This is a genomic window from Xanthomonas sp. NCPPB 4467, assembly GCF_041475665.2.
Classification (GTDB): domain Bacteria; phylum Pseudomonadota; class Gammaproteobacteria; order Xanthomonadales; family Xanthomonadaceae; genus Xanthomonas; species Xanthomonas dyei.
Genome location: NZ_CM191260.1, coordinates 679,225 through 693,914 on the forward strand (window position 1 = coordinate 679,225; position 14,690 = coordinate 693,914).

Here is a 14,690-nt window from a genome sequence, read left to right on the forward strand (position 1 = left end):
ACGTTTGCGTGCAGCTGCGGCCCGTTGTGGCCATCTTGACCGATAATGCCCGCCCGCCAGGACCCGATACGATGAGCGATATCCTCAACACCATCCTCGCCCGCAAGGCCGACGAAGTCGCCGAGCGCAGTGCGCGCGTGCCGCTGGCCGAGCTGATCGCACGCAGTGCGGACCTGCCGCTCACGCGCGGTTTCGCCGCGGCCATGCAGGCCAGCATCGCTGCCGGCGACCCGGCCGTGATCGCTGAAGTGAAGAAGGCCAGCCCGTCCAAGGGCGTGATCCGCCCCGATTTTCACCCAGCCGACATCGCGGTCAGCTATGAATTCGGCGGTGCCAGTTGCCTGTCGGTGCTGACCGATGTGGATTTCTTCCAGGGCGCCGATGCCTACCTGCGCCAGGCGCGCGACGCCTGCACGCTGCCGGTCTTGCGCAAGGATTTCACCGTCGACCCCTATCAGGTCTACGAAGCGCGCGTGTTGGGTGCCGACTGCATTCTGTTGATCGTCTCGGCGCTGGAAGACGCGCAGCTGGCCGATCTGTCTGGGTTGGCGATGCAGCTGGGGCTGGACGTGCTGGTGGAAGTGCACGACATCGACGAGCTCGAGCGCGCGGTGCAGGTGCCGGTGCCGCTGATCGGCATCAACAACCGCAATCTGCGCACCTTCGAGGTGTCGCTGCAGACCACGCTGGACATGCGCGCCGCGGTGCCACGCGACCGCATCCTGGTCACCGAAAGCGGCATCGTGACCCAAGCCGACGTCCAGCTGATGCGCAGCCATGGTGTGAACGCGTTTCTGGTCGGCGAGACCTTCATGCGCGCACCCGAACCCGGCGAGTCCCTGCGTCAGCTATTCTTCGCGCATGACTGAGTCGTTTCCCGCACCGCGCGACGATGCGCCGCTGGTGGTCTTCGATTTCGACCACACCTTGTACGACGGCGATTCCGGCAGCCATCTGTTTGCCTGGTTGATCAAGCGCAATCCGCTGCGGCTGCTGGTCGCGGTATTGGCCTCGCCGATTCTCGGACCCATGGTGGCGATGCTGCCCACCCGCCGCCGCGGCGTGTCCGGCTACGTCTGGATCGCCACCTTCGGCCTGCATCGTGCGCGCGAGTTCAATCGCTTCATCGACGCTTACGTGCTCAAGCACGAAGCGCAGATCCGGCAGCGTCTGCTTCCGCATGCTTTGAAAGTCTTCACCGACCATCGCGCTGCCGGCGATCGCGTGGTGGTCGCCACCGGCGCGCCGCCCGAGCTTGCGCGCGCGATTCTCGGATTCGTCGCCCATCAGGACGTGCCGGTGATCGGCAGCCTGGTGGGGCCGCGGCTGGGCGCAGTCACTGCGCGGCGTCACTGCCACAACGAAGAAAAGATGCGCATGTTGCGCGAACGCGGCTATGCCGATATCGCCATCGCGTATTCGGACAGCACCGCAGACTTGCCGTTGTTGAAGGCCGCACGCGCACCTGTGGTGGTCAATCCCAAGGCCAATCGCGAAGACCTGTTCCGTCAGGTGCTGCCCGCCGGCACGCCGATCCTCAACTGGGGTTGCCGCGACCGTGGTGGCAAGGCGCTCTGAGACAGGCGCAAGCCTCTATGTGGCGGACTGTGTGCAAACGGCAAAGACATCGCGCCCAGTCCGGCTACCGGCTACCGGCTACCAGACTCGTAAGTGATTAGTCGGCACGCACATGAGCTCGCTGCAATCAACGGATCGTCAGGACTGTGATGCAGTCGCGGTGCAGACCGTGCGGCCTGATCGGTTGAAAACAGTCTTATAAGTGGTATCGCGCAAAACTGCATCGCTGCGACATACCAAGCGAGCGCAAAAGCACATCAGGCACTGCCCTGATTTTGCCGTCTCGGCATGCAGCCAGTGCACCAGGCACTGGCTGCACCGTGTGCTTAGCGCGTGCCGTACAACACGACAGTCTTGCCGCGTGCATGCAGCAAGCCATCGGCCTGCAGCTTCTTGAGCACACGTCCGGCCATCTCGCGCGAGCAACCGACCAGGCGCGCCAACTCCTGCCGCGACACACGCAGCTGCGTGCCCTGCGGGTGACTCATCGCCTCCGGCTCCTTGGACAGATCGTGCAAGGTGCGCACGATGCGGTCGGTCACATCCAGGAACGCCAGGCGGCTGGCTTTCCTTGTGGTGTCGAGCAGTCGTTTCGAAAGCTGAACCCCCAGCGCGTACAGGATGCGGGGGGCATCCGGCGACAAGCTGGTCTGAAACAGCTGCTGCAGGCGCTCGTAGCTGATCTCTGCCAACTCGCACTGGGTGCGGGTGCGCAGGATCACTTCGCGCGTATCGGACTCGATGAACAACCCCATCTCGCCGACGAACTCGCCGCTACCGAAGTAGCCCAGCACCAACTCACGATCGTCATCTTCCTCGGCAATGATGCTTACCGAGCCGCTGATGACGTAGTAGAGGGTGCCGGCCGGGTCTCCTGGCCTGAACACATCGGTCCGGGTCGGATAGCGCCTGCGGTGGCTGTGCGCCAAAAAACGCTCAATGGTGCCCGCGTCCAGCGCCAGTAAGGGGGTAGCGTTACGTACCGTCGTGGTGACAACCGTCGTGTTTCCTGGGCTCATGGTAGTTCCGCGTGTAATTCCTGAAGCTTAACGGCATGAGTCATGCAAGGTAAACCATTCTTAACATCGGCATTTCGTTGCTGGGATCTTTGGCTCATAATTGACTCCTTTCCCGCTTTCCATAAGGACAGACCGACGTGGTCAAGCCGTTGCCTCGCCTGAGGCTACAGGGGTTCAACAACCTCACCAAGGCGTTGAGCTTCAACATCTACGACGTCTGTTATGCGCGTACCGAAGAGGAGCGTCAGCGCTACATCGAGTATATCGATGAGCAGTACGACGCCGATCGTCTGACGCAGATCCTGACCGATGTGGCCGAGATCATTGGCGCCAACATCCTCAATATCGCACGTCAGGACTACGATCCACAGGGCGCATCGGTGACGATCCTGATCTCGGAAGAGCCGGTGATCGACAAGAAGCAGGCCGGCAAGGAGCTCATCTCCGACGCTGTGGTTGCCCATATGGACAAGAGCCATATCACTGTCCATACATATCCGGAGACGCATCCGCAGGAAGGTATCGCCACCTTCCGCGCCGACATCGACGTCGCCACCTGTGGCGTCATCTCTCCGCTGAAGGCGCTGAACTACCTGATCGAGAGTCTGGAATCGGACATCGTGATCATGGATTACCGCGTGCGCGGCTTCACGCGCGATGTGAAGGGTAAAAAGCACTACATCGATCACAAGATCAACTCGATCCAGCACTTCCTCGCCAAGAACGTGAAGTCGCGCTACGAGATGTTCGACGTCAACGTCTATCAGGAAAATATCTTCCACACGAAGATGCACCTGAAGGATTTCGACCTGGACCAGTACCTGTTCGAAGAGCGTGCCAAGAACCTCTCGTTCAAGGAGCGCATGAAGATCGAAACGCTGCTCAAGCGCGAGATCGAAGAGCTTTTCCACGGGCGTAACCTGAGCGAGTAATCGTCAAGAACGACCGGTTGCGCGCCCGTTCGCAGGTGCGACAACGACTCAAGGCGGGACGGCCCGCCACGCGATGACCTCGCGTTCCACAGCCGACGGCGGCCCAGTGTGCAGACACTGGGTCGCTTTTTTTGTCCGTTTTTTCTGTTGAGGAGTACTGCAATGCCCTGGATCTATCTCGTACTGGCCGGCCTGTTCGAAATCGGCTTCGCCATGGGTCTGAAATACAGCGACGGCTTCACGCGGCTGTGGCCAACCGTGCTGACGATCGGCTTGGCCGGCACCAGCCTGTGGTTCTTGACCCAGGCGCTGAAGACCATTCCGGTCGGCACCGGCTACGCGATCTGGACCGGTATCGGTGCACTGGGTGTGACCATTGCCGGCATCGCATTGTTCGGCGACAGCGCATCGTGGTCGCGTCTGGCTTGCATCGGGCTGATCGTCGCCGGTGTGGTCGGATTGAAGTTGTTCGGTTAGTCAGCCCCGCTACGCGGGCCTGCTCCCCAAGGTTTGCTTCGCAAATCTTGGGCCCCGACTTCGCTGCTACCTATCCCCGCGCCCTCGGCCGTGGCCATGCCCGCTTCGCGGGCCTGACCCCCAAGGTTGCTTCGCAAATCTTTAGGCCCCGACTCCGTGGCTGCCTATCCCCGCGCTTATCAGCGCGCCGCTTAACAAAGGGGGCTTTGCCCCAGTTGGGTGCTGCGGGGCGTGATGCGATGTTTTAGCAGGCGACGAGTCTCGTGTTGCTCTTTATGGCCTGCTTTCGCTGCGATTGCTGCTAGGGATTTCGACTCCGTCGCTGCTTCTTGCTGCTGGTTGGGCGCAGCCATGTTGTGCTGAGTGGGTGCTGTTTTCGAAGAGGTTGCTTGGACCGCAGGCTTAATTTCGCGATGACTTTCGGCTCGCGTTGCAGCGGTGTTTCTCACTCTACGGTGCGCGCGTCACTGCAGGCCGGAACCTGCTCGCCAGCCGCCAGCCGCCAGCCGCCAGCCGCCAGCCGCGAATGCCAAATCTCCTAAAACCGATAAGCAACCGTCTTCATCAGCTTGGAGGCCAAAGCCATGGCGGTGGGGATGGGGGGCGGGAGGATGCGGGCGCCGGCTTGTTCGGCCTGGTCGGCGTGGCGGGCTTCGTCGATCTTCATTACGCGCAGGATCGCGCGGCTGCGTTGGTCGATCTCCGGCAGGGTCTCCAGGTGTTCGTCCAGATGGGCTTCCACCTGGCGCTCGGTCTCGACCACGAAGCCCAGGCTCCAGTCGTCGCCGCGCAGCCCGGCCAGGGCGCCTAACGCGTAGCTGCCGGTATACCAGACCGGGTTGAGCAGGCTGGGGCGGCTGTCCAGCTCACGCAGGCGATCCGCGCACCAGGCCAGATGGTCGGTTTCTTCCTGCGCGGCTTCCAGCAGGTGATGCTGAGTGTGCGCGTCGCGGGCGACTGCCGCCTGGCCGAAGTACAGGCCTTGCGCGCAGACCTCGCCGACATGGTTGATGCGCATCAGCCCGGCAGCATGGCGGCGCTGCTCCGGTTGCAGCGCGACATCGGAGGTGTCGGCAGCGGGGTTGGGGCGCTCGGCGGGCGGGTTGCCGAAGACGGTCTCCAGCGCGCGCTGGGCTTCGACCAAGAGTCGATCGAGCGGGCTGTGCAGTCGGGTAGGGGAGGTCTTGGTCATGGCGCGATTCTGGCGCCCGGCCGATCCGCTGCCAACCGGCTTGACCCCGACAGGCGCGCGACTTGCGCCGCTGCGGGCTGACGCGTACAATCCCGGCTCTTATGTTTCGCCTTCACAACGCGTGGCAAAGTTCCAGCGGTCATCGCCGCTGCAATCCGCCCGACTACTCAAGAGCTTCCTCATGACTACGTTCACCGCCAAGTCCGAGACCGTCCAGCGCGACTGGTATCTCGTTGACGCCGCCGGCAAGACGCTTGGCCGTCTCTGCACCGAACTGGCTAGCCGCCTGCGCGGTAAGCACAAGCCGATCTATACCCCTCACGTCGATACTGGCGATTACCTCGTGGTGATCAATGCCGAAAAGATCGTGGTCACGGGCAACAAGCTGAAAGACAAGAAGTATCACCGCTTCACCGGCTACATCGGTAATTTGAAGACCGAGAGCCTGGAGCAGGCGCTGCAGCGCCACCCGGAGCGCGTGATCGAAATCGCCGTCAAGGGCATGTTGCCGAAGGGCCCCCTGGGCCGCACCATGTACCGCAAGCTCAAGGTGTATTCGGGTGCCGAGCATCCGCACGCCGCCCAGCAGCCGCAAGTTCTGGATATCTAATCATGGCTATCACGCAAAACTACGGCACTGGCCGCCGCAAGTCCTCCACCGCTCGCGTGTTCCTGCGCAAGGGTACCGGCAAGATCACCGTCAACGACCGTCCGCTGGATGAGTTCTTCGGCCGTGAGACGGCGCGCATGATCGTGCGTCAGCCGCTTGAGCTCACCAAGAATACCGAAAGCTTCGACATTCTGGTCACCGCCTCCGGCGGCGGCACCACCGGTCAGGCCGGTGCGATTCGTCTTGGCATTTCCCGTGCGCTGGTCGAGTACGACGAAACCCTGAAGTCCGAGCTGCGCAAGGCTGGATTCATGACTCGCGACGCCCGTGAAGTCGAGCGTAAGAAGGTCGGTCTGCACAAGGCCCGTCGCGCGACCCAGTTCTCCAAGCGCTAATTCATTGCGTTTGCTGCGTCCCGGCTTGCTGGGACGACTGCTTCAAAAGCCCGGCATTGCCGGGCTTTTGTCGTTTTGGCGTGTGTCGATTGGACTGTTTGAAGGCAGCGAGGCGACTGCTTTGATGTTGGTCCCGGTCCGCCGGGGTCATTGGATGGCACGGGTCTCGGTGGTTCGGTGCGCCGGGGTCGTGGGCGGTGCCTGGCAGGTGATGTGCATTCACGCGCGTGCGCGCCGATGACGAAGATTCCATCCCGGCCCGTTACGTCCATCGTAGGCTCCGATGCGCGACCGTGCCCGATGTCACTCAGGTGACAAGGGCTTTAGGAGTTGTGCATTCCCCGGTAGGCAATGGCCGAATACAGCGCGCGGCATCTGCGTGTGAGCCAAATGCTGTGTCGAGATTCGGATCATCTGCATATGGCGCAGGCAACAAAAAAGGCCCGATCTTTCGATCGGACCTTTCGTGTTTGGCTGCCCCGGATGGATTCGAACCACCGAATGCCTGAGTCAGAGTCAGGTGCCTTACCGCTTGGCGACGGGGCAATAAAAACGTGTTGTCCCAGAGTATCGCATGCCTGTGCAGGCCTGAATACCGTGGTGGCTATGGGTGGACTCGAACCACCGACCCCAGCATTATGAGTGCTGTGCTCTAACCGGCTGAGCTACATAGCCTAGGGAGCCGGCAATTCTCGCGATGCGCCTGGGTGTTGTCAAGTATTTCGTTTTCAGCTTGTGAGCCGGGCGTCGCCGTGGCAGAGTCGGTGACAGTAGATTTTCAGGAGTCCGCATCGTGATCGATCCGGACGGCTTCCGGCCAAACGTTGGCATTGTGCTGATGCGGAAGGACGGTCAGGTGTTCTGGGCACGACGTGTGCGCAGGGACGGCTGGCAGTTCCCGCAAGGTGGCATGAACACCGATGAGACGCCCGTCGAAGCCATGTACCGCGAGTTGCGCGAAGAAACCGGGTTGTTGCCCGAGCATGTGGAATTGCTCGGCGCCACACCTGGATGGCTACGCTATCGCCTGCCGAGCCGGGCGGTCCGCCGCAATGAGCGGCAGGTGTGTATCGGCCAGAAGCAGGTGTGGTTTCTGCTGCAGTTCACTGGCGACGAGTCTCATCTCAAGCTCGACCACACCGATACCCCCGAGTTCGACCATTGGCGCTGGGTGGATTTCTGGTATCCGGTCGAGCACGTGGTGATCTTCAAGCGTGGTGTCTATGCGCGGGCGCTGCGGCATCTGGCGCCGCTTGCGCAGAATCTGGCAGGCCCTGCGGCGGTCGGTGCGATGCCCGAGCGTGCGCTGGAAGCGTGGCTGCCGGGTAGCAGTGCGGCCGGCCACGACAGTCCGCGCAAGCGTCCACGCAAGCGCGGCGGGCCTTCGCACGTGCGGATTAATAATGATTAACGTTTGGAATTGACACCTATTCTCGTTTGCGGTGCAATCAGCACCGGTCCTCTCCGGATCGCCAGCACCCGACCGATACCGTGTACGTCTGCATCTGTAATGGGGTCACCGACCACCAGATCCGCGAAGCGGCCGAAAACGGCTGCGCCAGTTTGGCCGAGCTGACCATGCGCACGGGCTGTGGCTCCAACTGCGGCTCATGCCTTGAGATGGCCGGCGACCTGCTGAGCAAGGCGCACGCAACCCGTGCGTTGCAGCTGCCGTTGCTGGGTCTGGCAAGCGCCGCTTGATTGGTGGGGGTGCGCCTTGCGCGCCTCCAACAGGTAATGCGTCTCTGAGTGCGCTGGTGGCTTGAGCCACTGTTGGGACGCAAGTGTTGCGTCGAGCAGTGCCCTGGCTCGTCCCGCACCTCTCAGTCACCCGCGATACGGCATGTGCGGCTTTGCCGCATGCCCCGGCGGCAGCACGCAACTGATCACGATTCGCGTTCCTTCATGCGCCGCGCCAACGCGTTAGAGTGCGGCCGGCTCACTGTCTCGGAGACATCGCATGAAGGGCGATACCAAAGTCATCGAGTACCTCAACAAGGTGCTCTACAACGAACTCACTGCGATCAACCAGTATTTTCTGCACGCCAAGATGCTGAAGAACTGGGGCCTGAAAGAACTGGCCGAGCATGAGTACAAAGAATCCATCGACGAGATGAAGCATGCGGACAAGTTGTCCGACCGCATTCTTTTTCTCGAAGGGCTGCCCAATTTTCAGGCGCTGGGCAAGCTGCGTATCGGCGAAAACCCGACCGAGATGTTCCGCTGCGACCTGACGCTGGAGCGCGAAGCGGTCGCGGTGTTGCGCGAAGCGGTGGCGTATACGGAAACCGTCAACGACTACGTCAGCCGCCAGTTGCTGGTGGACATCCTGGAGTCGGAAGAAGAGCACATCGACTGGTTGGAAACCCAGCTGGATCTGGTGGCGCGTATCGGCGAGCCCAATTACCTGCTGACCAAGCTAGACGACTGATCGCGCTCGGCGCGGTGCTGGTCGGCGTTGTGTCGGGAACAGCGCAGATGGTGGGTTAGCTAGCGCATGCAATGCTGGTGAGCATGCAAGCGCGGCGGGCGATGGGTGCGTGTTGTGCTGCAGCTGCTTGGCTGCATATGGCTTCGCGCGTACCCGCACCCCAACCCCTCTCCAGGCCCGAGAGGGGCCAGATTTTTCTTCCGGTGCGGGATTTCTTTGACTGCATTGCCTAGTCGGTTCTTGTCGCCGGGGCTTGGCTTGCTCGGCTCAGCCGGCTGCGCGGGTTGCCGCTTGCAGGCGGGCGACCTGGCCTAGCAGGGCCAGGCGCGCGCGGGCGTATTCGGCGATGACCAGGGCCACCATCACCGAGGGGCGTTCGATGGTGCCGGTGCGGGCGGCCAGTTCGATGCGCCGCGCAGCGTTGGACACGGCCTGGGCGCCGACGTTGGCGCTGGACGATTTGAGCGTGTGGGCCAGGTCGCGCAGCTGCATGCTGTCGCGGTTGGCGGCCGCTGCTTCGAGTCGCTCGATGATGCCAGGGGCATCGTCCAGGAACAGCTGCAGGATGGTGATGGTGTCGGCGCCGGCCACTTCGTACAACTCGTCGATCACGCTGCTGTCCAGGATCGGCAGGGCGCGTGCATGGGCGACTGCGCTGGCGCTTTCGGGATCGACCGGGGCTGCGCCGCTGGTCGGGCCGGGCAATAGCGGCTGACGCGGCAGCCAGCGCTGCAGGCAGGCATCGAGCTGTTCGCGGGCGACTGGCTTGGAGAGGTAGTCGTCCATGCCGGCGGCCAGGCAGCGTTCGCGGTCGCCGGCCATGGCGTTGGCGGTCATCGCCACGATCGGGATCGGGCGGCCGCCGCTTTCGGTTTCCATCGCGCGCCAGCGGCGGGTGGCGGCATAACCGTCCAGCACCGGCATCTGGCAATCCATGAAGACCATGTCGTAGCGGGTGGATTCCATGCTGCTCAGCGCGGCCTCGCCGTCGGTGGCGGTGTCGGCCTCGAAGCCCAGCACCGCCAGCAGCTTCTGCGCGACCAGCAGGTTCACCGGGTTGTCCTCGACCAGCAGGATGCGTACCTCGCGCGCATTGGCCATCGGGGCCGGCAGCGGTTCGGGGATCATCGCTGCGGCCAGCGCATGCACGGGCTTGGCATCGGGCGGCAGCACCAGCGTCCGCAGTACCTCGTCCGGGCTCTGACGCGGCACCAGGGTGGCGTTGTCCTGCAGTTCGGACGGCACCGGTTCGTCGCCGTAGAGCCAGATCAGCTTGGAGCCGCTGGCATCCTCCGGGTGGGCCAGCGCGCGATGCACGGCGCGCGCGCTGTAGCGCAGCGTGTCGTGGTCGGCGATGACGCAGCGGAAGCCTTCCCCATCGCTGTGGCGGCGCACGCGTTCCAGCGCTTCCTGGGTGGTTTCCATCAGCACGTGCGATACGCCCCAGCTGTCGAGCAGGCGCTTGAGCCGCTGCGACAGTCGTGCGTCGGAGCTGATCACCATCACCCGTGCCGCATCGGCGCCGGTGCTCTGCTGCAGGTCGCCGATGACCTTGAGCAGCGGGATCTCGAACCAGAACGTGGCACCGCGCCCGGGTTCGGATTCCACGCCGATGCGCCCGCCCATCAGATCGATGATGCGCTTGCAGATCGCCAGGCCCAGCCCGGTGCCGCCGTACAGGCGAGTGGTGGAGGCGTCGGCCTGGGCGAAGGAGCGGAACAGACGGGCCTGCTGATCCGGTGCGATGCCGATGCCGGTGTCGCGCACCTGGAACCGCAGCAGGTGCTGGGCGCGGGTTTCGCCCAGGCGGCGCAGCTGGATATCGATGCTGCCACGCTCGGTGAACTTGATCGCATTACCGATCAGGTTGCCCAGCACCTGGCGCAGGCGGATCGGGTCGCCGCGCACCAGCAGGCGCACCGACGGTTCGATGTCCAGGCCCAGGCGCAGTTGGCGGCTTTCGGCGGTGCGTTGCAGCAGCTGCACCACACCGTCGAGCAACTCGCGCAGGTTGAAGGTGGTGATCTCCAGTTCGAGCTTGTTCGCTTCGAGCTTGGAGTAGTCGAGGATGTCGTCGACGATGCGCAGCAGCTGCAGCGAACTGCCGGTGGCGGTCTGCAGCATGTCGCGCTGGTCCAGGCTGAGCTGGCCGCTGGAGATGAGCTCCAGCATCGGAATGATGCCGTTGAGCGGGGTGCGGATCTCGTGGCTCATGGTGGCCAGAAATTCGCCCTTGGCCAAGGTCGCGGCTTCGGCTGCCTGTTTGGCGCGCAGCAGCTCCTGTTCGAGTTCGCCGTGGCGTTGCAGTTCCTGTTGCAGGCGTTCGCGGGCAACTTCCGCCTCGTCCAGGCGCTGCGCCAGGCCTTGCTGGGCGCGGGCGCTGCGTTGGGCGGCGACTGCCGCGCACAGGGCAGACACCACGGCCAGTGCCGCAGCGATGGCGGTGAGCGCGCGCCACGGCCCCTGGATGTCGCTCCACTGCAGGCCTGCGCCCACCGCTGCGGTGAGTGCGGTCACCGTGGCCAAAGCGCTCCAGGCGCGAAGGCCTCCTGCCTGCGCCGTCATTTAGAGCACCGCGTTCGTGAAGTCGAAATCCAGTTCCTTGCCGACGGTCTGCACCAGGTTGCCCTGGATGAAATCCACGCCGCTCATCCACATCGCAGCGGCCGCCTGCGGGTCTTCGATGCGCTGGCCGATGATCAACAGGCCACGCTGATGGGCGATATCGATGACGCTGCGCAGTTCGTCGCGCACTGCGGCATTGCCATGCGCATCGGCAAAGCGGTTGGCCATGCGCACGAAACTCAGCGGCAACTGGCTAAGCAGCGCGTTGGCTTCGTCGCCGGGTTCGAACTGGCTCAGGCAAAACTGCACGCCGGCCGGCATCAGCTTGGCGCAGAACTGCTGCACGGTGACCGCGTGGATCAGGGCGTCGTCCAGCCGCAGGTCCACGATCAGCGATTGCCCGGCCACGCCGCGTTCGACCAATGCCTCGAGCAACCAGTCGGCAAACGCATCGCGCGCCAGCGTGCGCGGCGATTGCGAAACGAACAGGCGCAGCGGCGGGCTGGCGTGCTGGTACAGATGCAGCAGACCCAGCGCATGATCCATGACCTGCTGATCCAGGTCGGCGATGCGTCCGGCTGCTTCGGCGGCAGGGATCACCTGGCCGGCCGACAGCAGCGTGCCGTCGGCCTGGCGCAGCCGCAGCAGCACCTGGTATTGCGCGGTGTCGCCGCCGGCCACTGCCACGATGGGCTGATAAGCCAATTCGAGCTGGCCTTCGACCAGGCGCAGTTGCTCCTGTTGCTCGGCCTGGCTGGGCGCCAGGTAGGTCTGCACGCCGTCGCTGCGCAGGCGTGCCTGCAGCGCGGTGCGCTCGACCGCTTCCAGCGCGCTGCCGGTGTCGTCGAAGCCCAGCCCCAGCGGCGCGGCGCCGATGGCGCAGCGCACATGCACCGATTCTTCTTCGCGCACCGGGAAGGCGTTGGCCGAAAGCCGCTCGCGGATGTCCAGCGCGCGTTGTTCCAGACTGGCCTCGTCCATCTCCACGGCCAGCAGCAGGAAGCTGTTGTCGTTCAAGCGCGCCAGCGGATACGGCTGGGCGGCACTGGCCAGACGATGCCCGGCTTGGGTCATCAGGCGTTCGTAGGCGGCGTAGCCGTAGCGTTCGCGCAGGCCGAGTGCGCTGGCGATCTCGATGAAGAACAGGCCGCCGGATTGTTTGCGCTCCAGCGCATCGGCGAGCAGTTCCATCACATGGCCGCGCGTGGGCAAACCGGTTTCCGGGTTGCTGCGCACGCTGACCTGCTCGCCGGCCAGCTGCAGCGCCTGTTGGCGCGCGCGGCGGATGCGGTTGGACACCGCGGCGATCAGGTGGCGCGGGCGGATCGGTTTGGTGAGGAAATCGTCGGCGCCGCTGTCGAGCACTTCGAACTGACGCTCCGGGTCGGGGTCGCCGGTGAGGAACACGATCGGCAGCAGCTGCTGACCCGGCTGCTGGCGGATCAAGGTGGTCAGGCGGATGCCGTCCAGCTCGGGCATGTGCAGGTCCATCAGGATCAGATCCGGGTGATAGTCCTGGATCGCCTGCGGCACGCTGGCGGCGGTCATTTCGACCTGCGCGTGCATGCCGGCGCCATGCAGCACGCTCTGTGCGAACAAGGCCTGCGAGCGGTCGTCTTCGACGATCAAGACCCGATACGGCGCATCGGCCGCGACAGTGTCGCCGCCATCGGTGTTGACTGCGGGCGCCGCGGAGGAAGGCGCCGTCGCAACACGCGTGGCGCCGGCATTGGCCGTAGCACGCGCCGGTGCAATGGATGCCGCATGGCTGGGAAGATTGGCCGCGGCGGGCGCGGGAATGATGGCCGCACTCACCGGCGCGCTGTCGTCGGCCGCGCTGGCAGCCTCGTCGGCCCAGCGACGCCAATAGTCGGCCGGCGGCGTCTCGGCGCGCAGCGGGCGATTACGCGTGGCGGTGTCGTCACGGGTGGTGAAAGGAACCGGATCTCGGGCGGCCATCGATACTCCCTGCAGTCGCGATGATTATGCGATGAACTTCACGATAGCGGGGAGCGGCGTGCAGCCGGCGTGCTCGAAGCGCGCATTGGCGCGGCCAGCCGGCGCATACCACGCCACAACAATCGCCACACCCACCACACCACTAGTGCGACCAACACGCTGGACCCCACTGCCAGACTCAATGCCAACCACGGATGCGCCAAGGCCAGGGCCAGCGCAGTGGTGGCGATGGTGTCTTCGGCCAGCGACGCGACCCAATTGCTGGCCGGTTCCGGCGAAGTATTGAGCAGTGCACGGGTACCGGCCTTGAGCGTGTGGCTGGTCAACGCCACGCCAGCGCCGGCTGCCAGCGCGCCCGCGCCCAGGTCGCCATCCGGCGACAGCGTGGCGGCGGCCAGAAACGCGCCGGCCGGCACCCGCGCCAGGGTTTGCAGCAGATCCCAGCCCGAATCCACGCCGGGGATCTTGTCGGCAAAGAATTCGGCCACCGCCAGCGCGCCGGAAGTGCCCAGCACCCACCACGATTGCGCCGGATGCAAGGCCGGCGGCAGCTCGATCCAGCCGAGCAGGCCGGCCAGGCCGACGCCGAATACGGTGAGGTAGACGCGGATGCCGGCCAGCCAGGCCAGCAGGATGCCGATCACGAACAGATGGGCTTCGCTCATGGCGTTGCTTCCTGCGAACAATGCGGAACTATCGGATAACGGGCGGCTCAGCGCCAGCGCGACGGCCGGCGAGGCTCTGGCACACTACGCCGCCGCCACAGCGCCGGCCTGTCCGGACCCGATGCCCATGAGACCAGCCGCACGCGTTCACATCGTCCAACGGGAGTCGGGCGCTGGCCCTTCCAGCGGCCGCTGGCTGTGGATCGTGGTCGTCCTGCTCTGGCTGGCCTCGCTGGGCGCTGTGTGGTGGATGGCCAGTCGCACCGCGGCGCCACGCCTGGTCGAGGCCGAGGCGGCCTTGCAGCAGGCCCAGCGTAGCCAGGCCCAGCAGCTCCGGCTGATCGAACAATTGCAGCAGCGCCAGGTCAATCTGGCGATGTCCGACAAGATCAGCCGCGCCGCCAATACCGAAGTGCAGGCCTCGCTGGCCGAGCGCGACGAGCAGATCGCCGCGCTGCGCGCCGATGTGGCCTTCTACGAGCGGCTGGTGGGCTCCACCGCGCAGCGCAAGGGGCTCAATGCGCATTCGGTGCAGTTCACCGCCGAAGCCGGCGGGACCTGGAATTACAGCGTGGTGCTGACCCAGAACCTCAACCGTGGCGCGATCAGCCAGGGCCAGCTGCGCTTTGCGGTGGAAGGCGTGCGCGCCGGCAAGCTGGTGACGGTGAGCTGGAACGAGCTGCACCAGAAGCCCGATGCCGCCGCGCAGCCGTATTCGTTCCGCTATTTCCAGCAGTTGGACGGCAGCGTGATCCTGCCGAAGGATTTCACTCCGCAACGTGTCAAAATCTCCCTGAGCGGCGACGGGGCGCCGGTCAATCAGACATTCGATTGGAAAGTCGCCGGCAATGGCGCGGGGGAGTAGCT

The 14,690-nt window shown here is 64.3% G+C and carries 15 protein-coding genes and 2 tRNA genes; 10 read left to right on the forward strand and 7 right to left on the reverse strand.

The features are described 5' to 3' along the window. Positions 1-71: 71 nt before the first annotated feature. Both trpC and ACCQ06_RS02920 read left to right on the forward strand, forming a co-directional pair. The gene (gene trpC / locus ACCQ06_RS02915; protein WP_316690089.1) at positions 72-869 is read left to right on the forward strand and encodes an indole-3-glycerol phosphate synthase TrpC; all 798 of its coding nucleotides are present in this window, start codon (positions 72-74) and stop codon (positions 867-869) included. Next, on the forward strand, positions 862-1,578 hold the full coding sequence (locus ACCQ06_RS02920; RefSeq protein WP_104614365.1) for a haloacid dehalogenase-like hydrolase: 717 nt from the start codon (positions 862-864) through the stop codon (positions 1,576-1,578). The genes trpC and ACCQ06_RS02920 overlap by 8 nt, the downstream gene beginning before the upstream one ends. A gap of 326 nt (positions 1,579-1,904) precedes the next feature. Here the strand turns inward: ACCQ06_RS02920 and crp are convergent, their stop codons facing one another. Beyond that, positions 1,905-2,597: a cAMP-activated global transcriptional regulator CRP gene (crp, locus tag ACCQ06_RS02925; RefSeq protein ID WP_104614366.1), complete on the reverse strand. Its 693-nt coding sequence runs from the start codon at positions 2,595-2,597 to the stop codon at positions 1,905-1,907. 137 nt (positions 2,598-2,734) lie between these two features. Between crp and speD the strand changes: the two genes are divergently transcribed. Next, entirely contained in the window at positions 2,735-3,529 is a 795-nt protein-coding gene (speD, locus tag ACCQ06_RS02930) for an adenosylmethionine decarboxylase (RefSeq protein ID WP_005990692.1), read from the forward strand. Positions 3,530-3,691: 162 nt separating this feature from the next. Further along, on the forward strand, positions 3,692-4,006 hold the full coding sequence (locus ACCQ06_RS02935; protein ID WP_104614367.1) for a DMT family transporter: 315 nt from the start codon (positions 3,692-3,694) through the stop codon (positions 4,004-4,006). Positions 4,007-4,544: 538 nt separating this feature from the next. Here ACCQ06_RS02935 and coq7 read toward each other — a convergent pair. Beyond that, on the reverse strand, positions 4,545-5,198 hold the full coding sequence (gene coq7, locus ACCQ06_RS02940) for a 2-polyprenyl-3-methyl-6-methoxy-1,4-benzoquinone monooxygenase (protein WP_316690092.1): 654 nt from the start codon (positions 5,196-5,198) through the stop codon (positions 4,545-4,547). Between the two features lie 181 nt (positions 5,199-5,379). On the opposite strand from coq7, the gene rplM reads away from it, so the two are divergent. Then, positions 5,380-5,808, forward strand: a complete 429-nt coding sequence (rplM, locus tag ACCQ06_RS02945; protein ID WP_006451009.1) for a 50S ribosomal protein L13 — start codon at positions 5,380-5,382, stop codon at positions 5,806-5,808. Positions 5,809-5,810: 2 nt separating this feature from the next. Further along, entirely contained in the window at positions 5,811-6,203 is a 393-nt protein-coding gene (rpsI, locus tag ACCQ06_RS02950; RefSeq protein WP_055853228.1) for a 30S ribosomal protein S9, read from the forward strand. 471 nt (positions 6,204-6,674) lie between these two features. Here rpsI and ACCQ06_RS02955 read toward each other — a convergent pair. Both ACCQ06_RS02955 and ACCQ06_RS02960 read right to left on the reverse strand, forming a co-directional pair. Continuing rightward, positions 6,675-6,749 (reverse strand) — tRNA-Gln (locus ACCQ06_RS02955). A gap of 52 nt (positions 6,750-6,801) precedes the next feature. Then, positions 6,802-6,878, reverse strand: a tRNA-Met gene (locus tag ACCQ06_RS02960). Between the two features lie 118 nt (positions 6,879-6,996). Between ACCQ06_RS02960 and ACCQ06_RS02965 the strand changes: the two genes are divergently transcribed. The 3 genes from ACCQ06_RS02965 to bfr all read left to right on the forward strand — a co-directional run bounded on the left by ACCQ06_RS02965 (position 6,997) and on the right by bfr (position 8,634). Further along, complete coding sequence (locus ACCQ06_RS02965; protein ID WP_316690093.1) at positions 6,997-7,614, forward strand: RNA pyrophosphohydrolase; 618 nt, start codon at positions 6,997-6,999, stop codon at positions 7,612-7,614. 80 nt (positions 7,615-7,694) lie between these two features. Continuing rightward, on the forward strand, positions 7,695-7,904 hold the full coding sequence (locus ACCQ06_RS02970; protein WP_316690094.1) for a (2Fe-2S)-binding protein: 210 nt from the start codon (positions 7,695-7,697) through the stop codon (positions 7,902-7,904). Positions 7,905-8,163: 259 nt separating this feature from the next. Beyond that, positions 8,164-8,634 (forward strand): bacterioferritin, encoded by a 471-nt coding sequence (gene bfr / locus ACCQ06_RS02975; RefSeq protein ID WP_228322938.1) that lies wholly within the window; start codon positions 8,164-8,166, stop codon positions 8,632-8,634. Between the two features lie 267 nt (positions 8,635-8,901). On the opposite strand, the gene ACCQ06_RS02980 is transcribed toward bfr, so the two are convergent. From ACCQ06_RS02980 to ACCQ06_RS02990, 3 genes are read right to left on the reverse strand one after another with little or no spacing between them, the layout of a single operon-like run. Next, positions 8,902-11,160 (reverse strand): ATP-binding protein, encoded by a 2,259-nt coding sequence (locus ACCQ06_RS02980; protein WP_316692485.1) that lies wholly within the window; start codon positions 11,158-11,160, stop codon positions 8,902-8,904. A 39-nt stretch (positions 11,161-11,199) separates the two neighbouring features. After that, on the reverse strand, positions 11,200-13,158 hold the full coding sequence (locus ACCQ06_RS02985; protein WP_316690095.1) for an EAL domain-containing protein: 1,959 nt from the start codon (positions 13,156-13,158) through the stop codon (positions 11,200-11,202). Positions 13,159-13,196: 38 nt separating this feature from the next. After that, a complete protein-coding gene (locus ACCQ06_RS02990; protein WP_316690096.1) occupies positions 13,197-13,823 on the reverse strand; it encodes a DUF4126 domain-containing protein in 627 nt (208 codons plus the stop codon). Positions 13,824-13,950: 127 nt separating this feature from the next. Between ACCQ06_RS02990 and ACCQ06_RS02995 the strand changes: the two genes are divergently transcribed. Next, entirely contained in the window at positions 13,951-14,688 is a 738-nt protein-coding gene (locus tag ACCQ06_RS02995; RefSeq protein ID WP_228322941.1) for a DUF6776 family protein, read from the forward strand. The last annotated feature ends 2 nt before the right edge of the window (positions 14,689-14,690 follow it).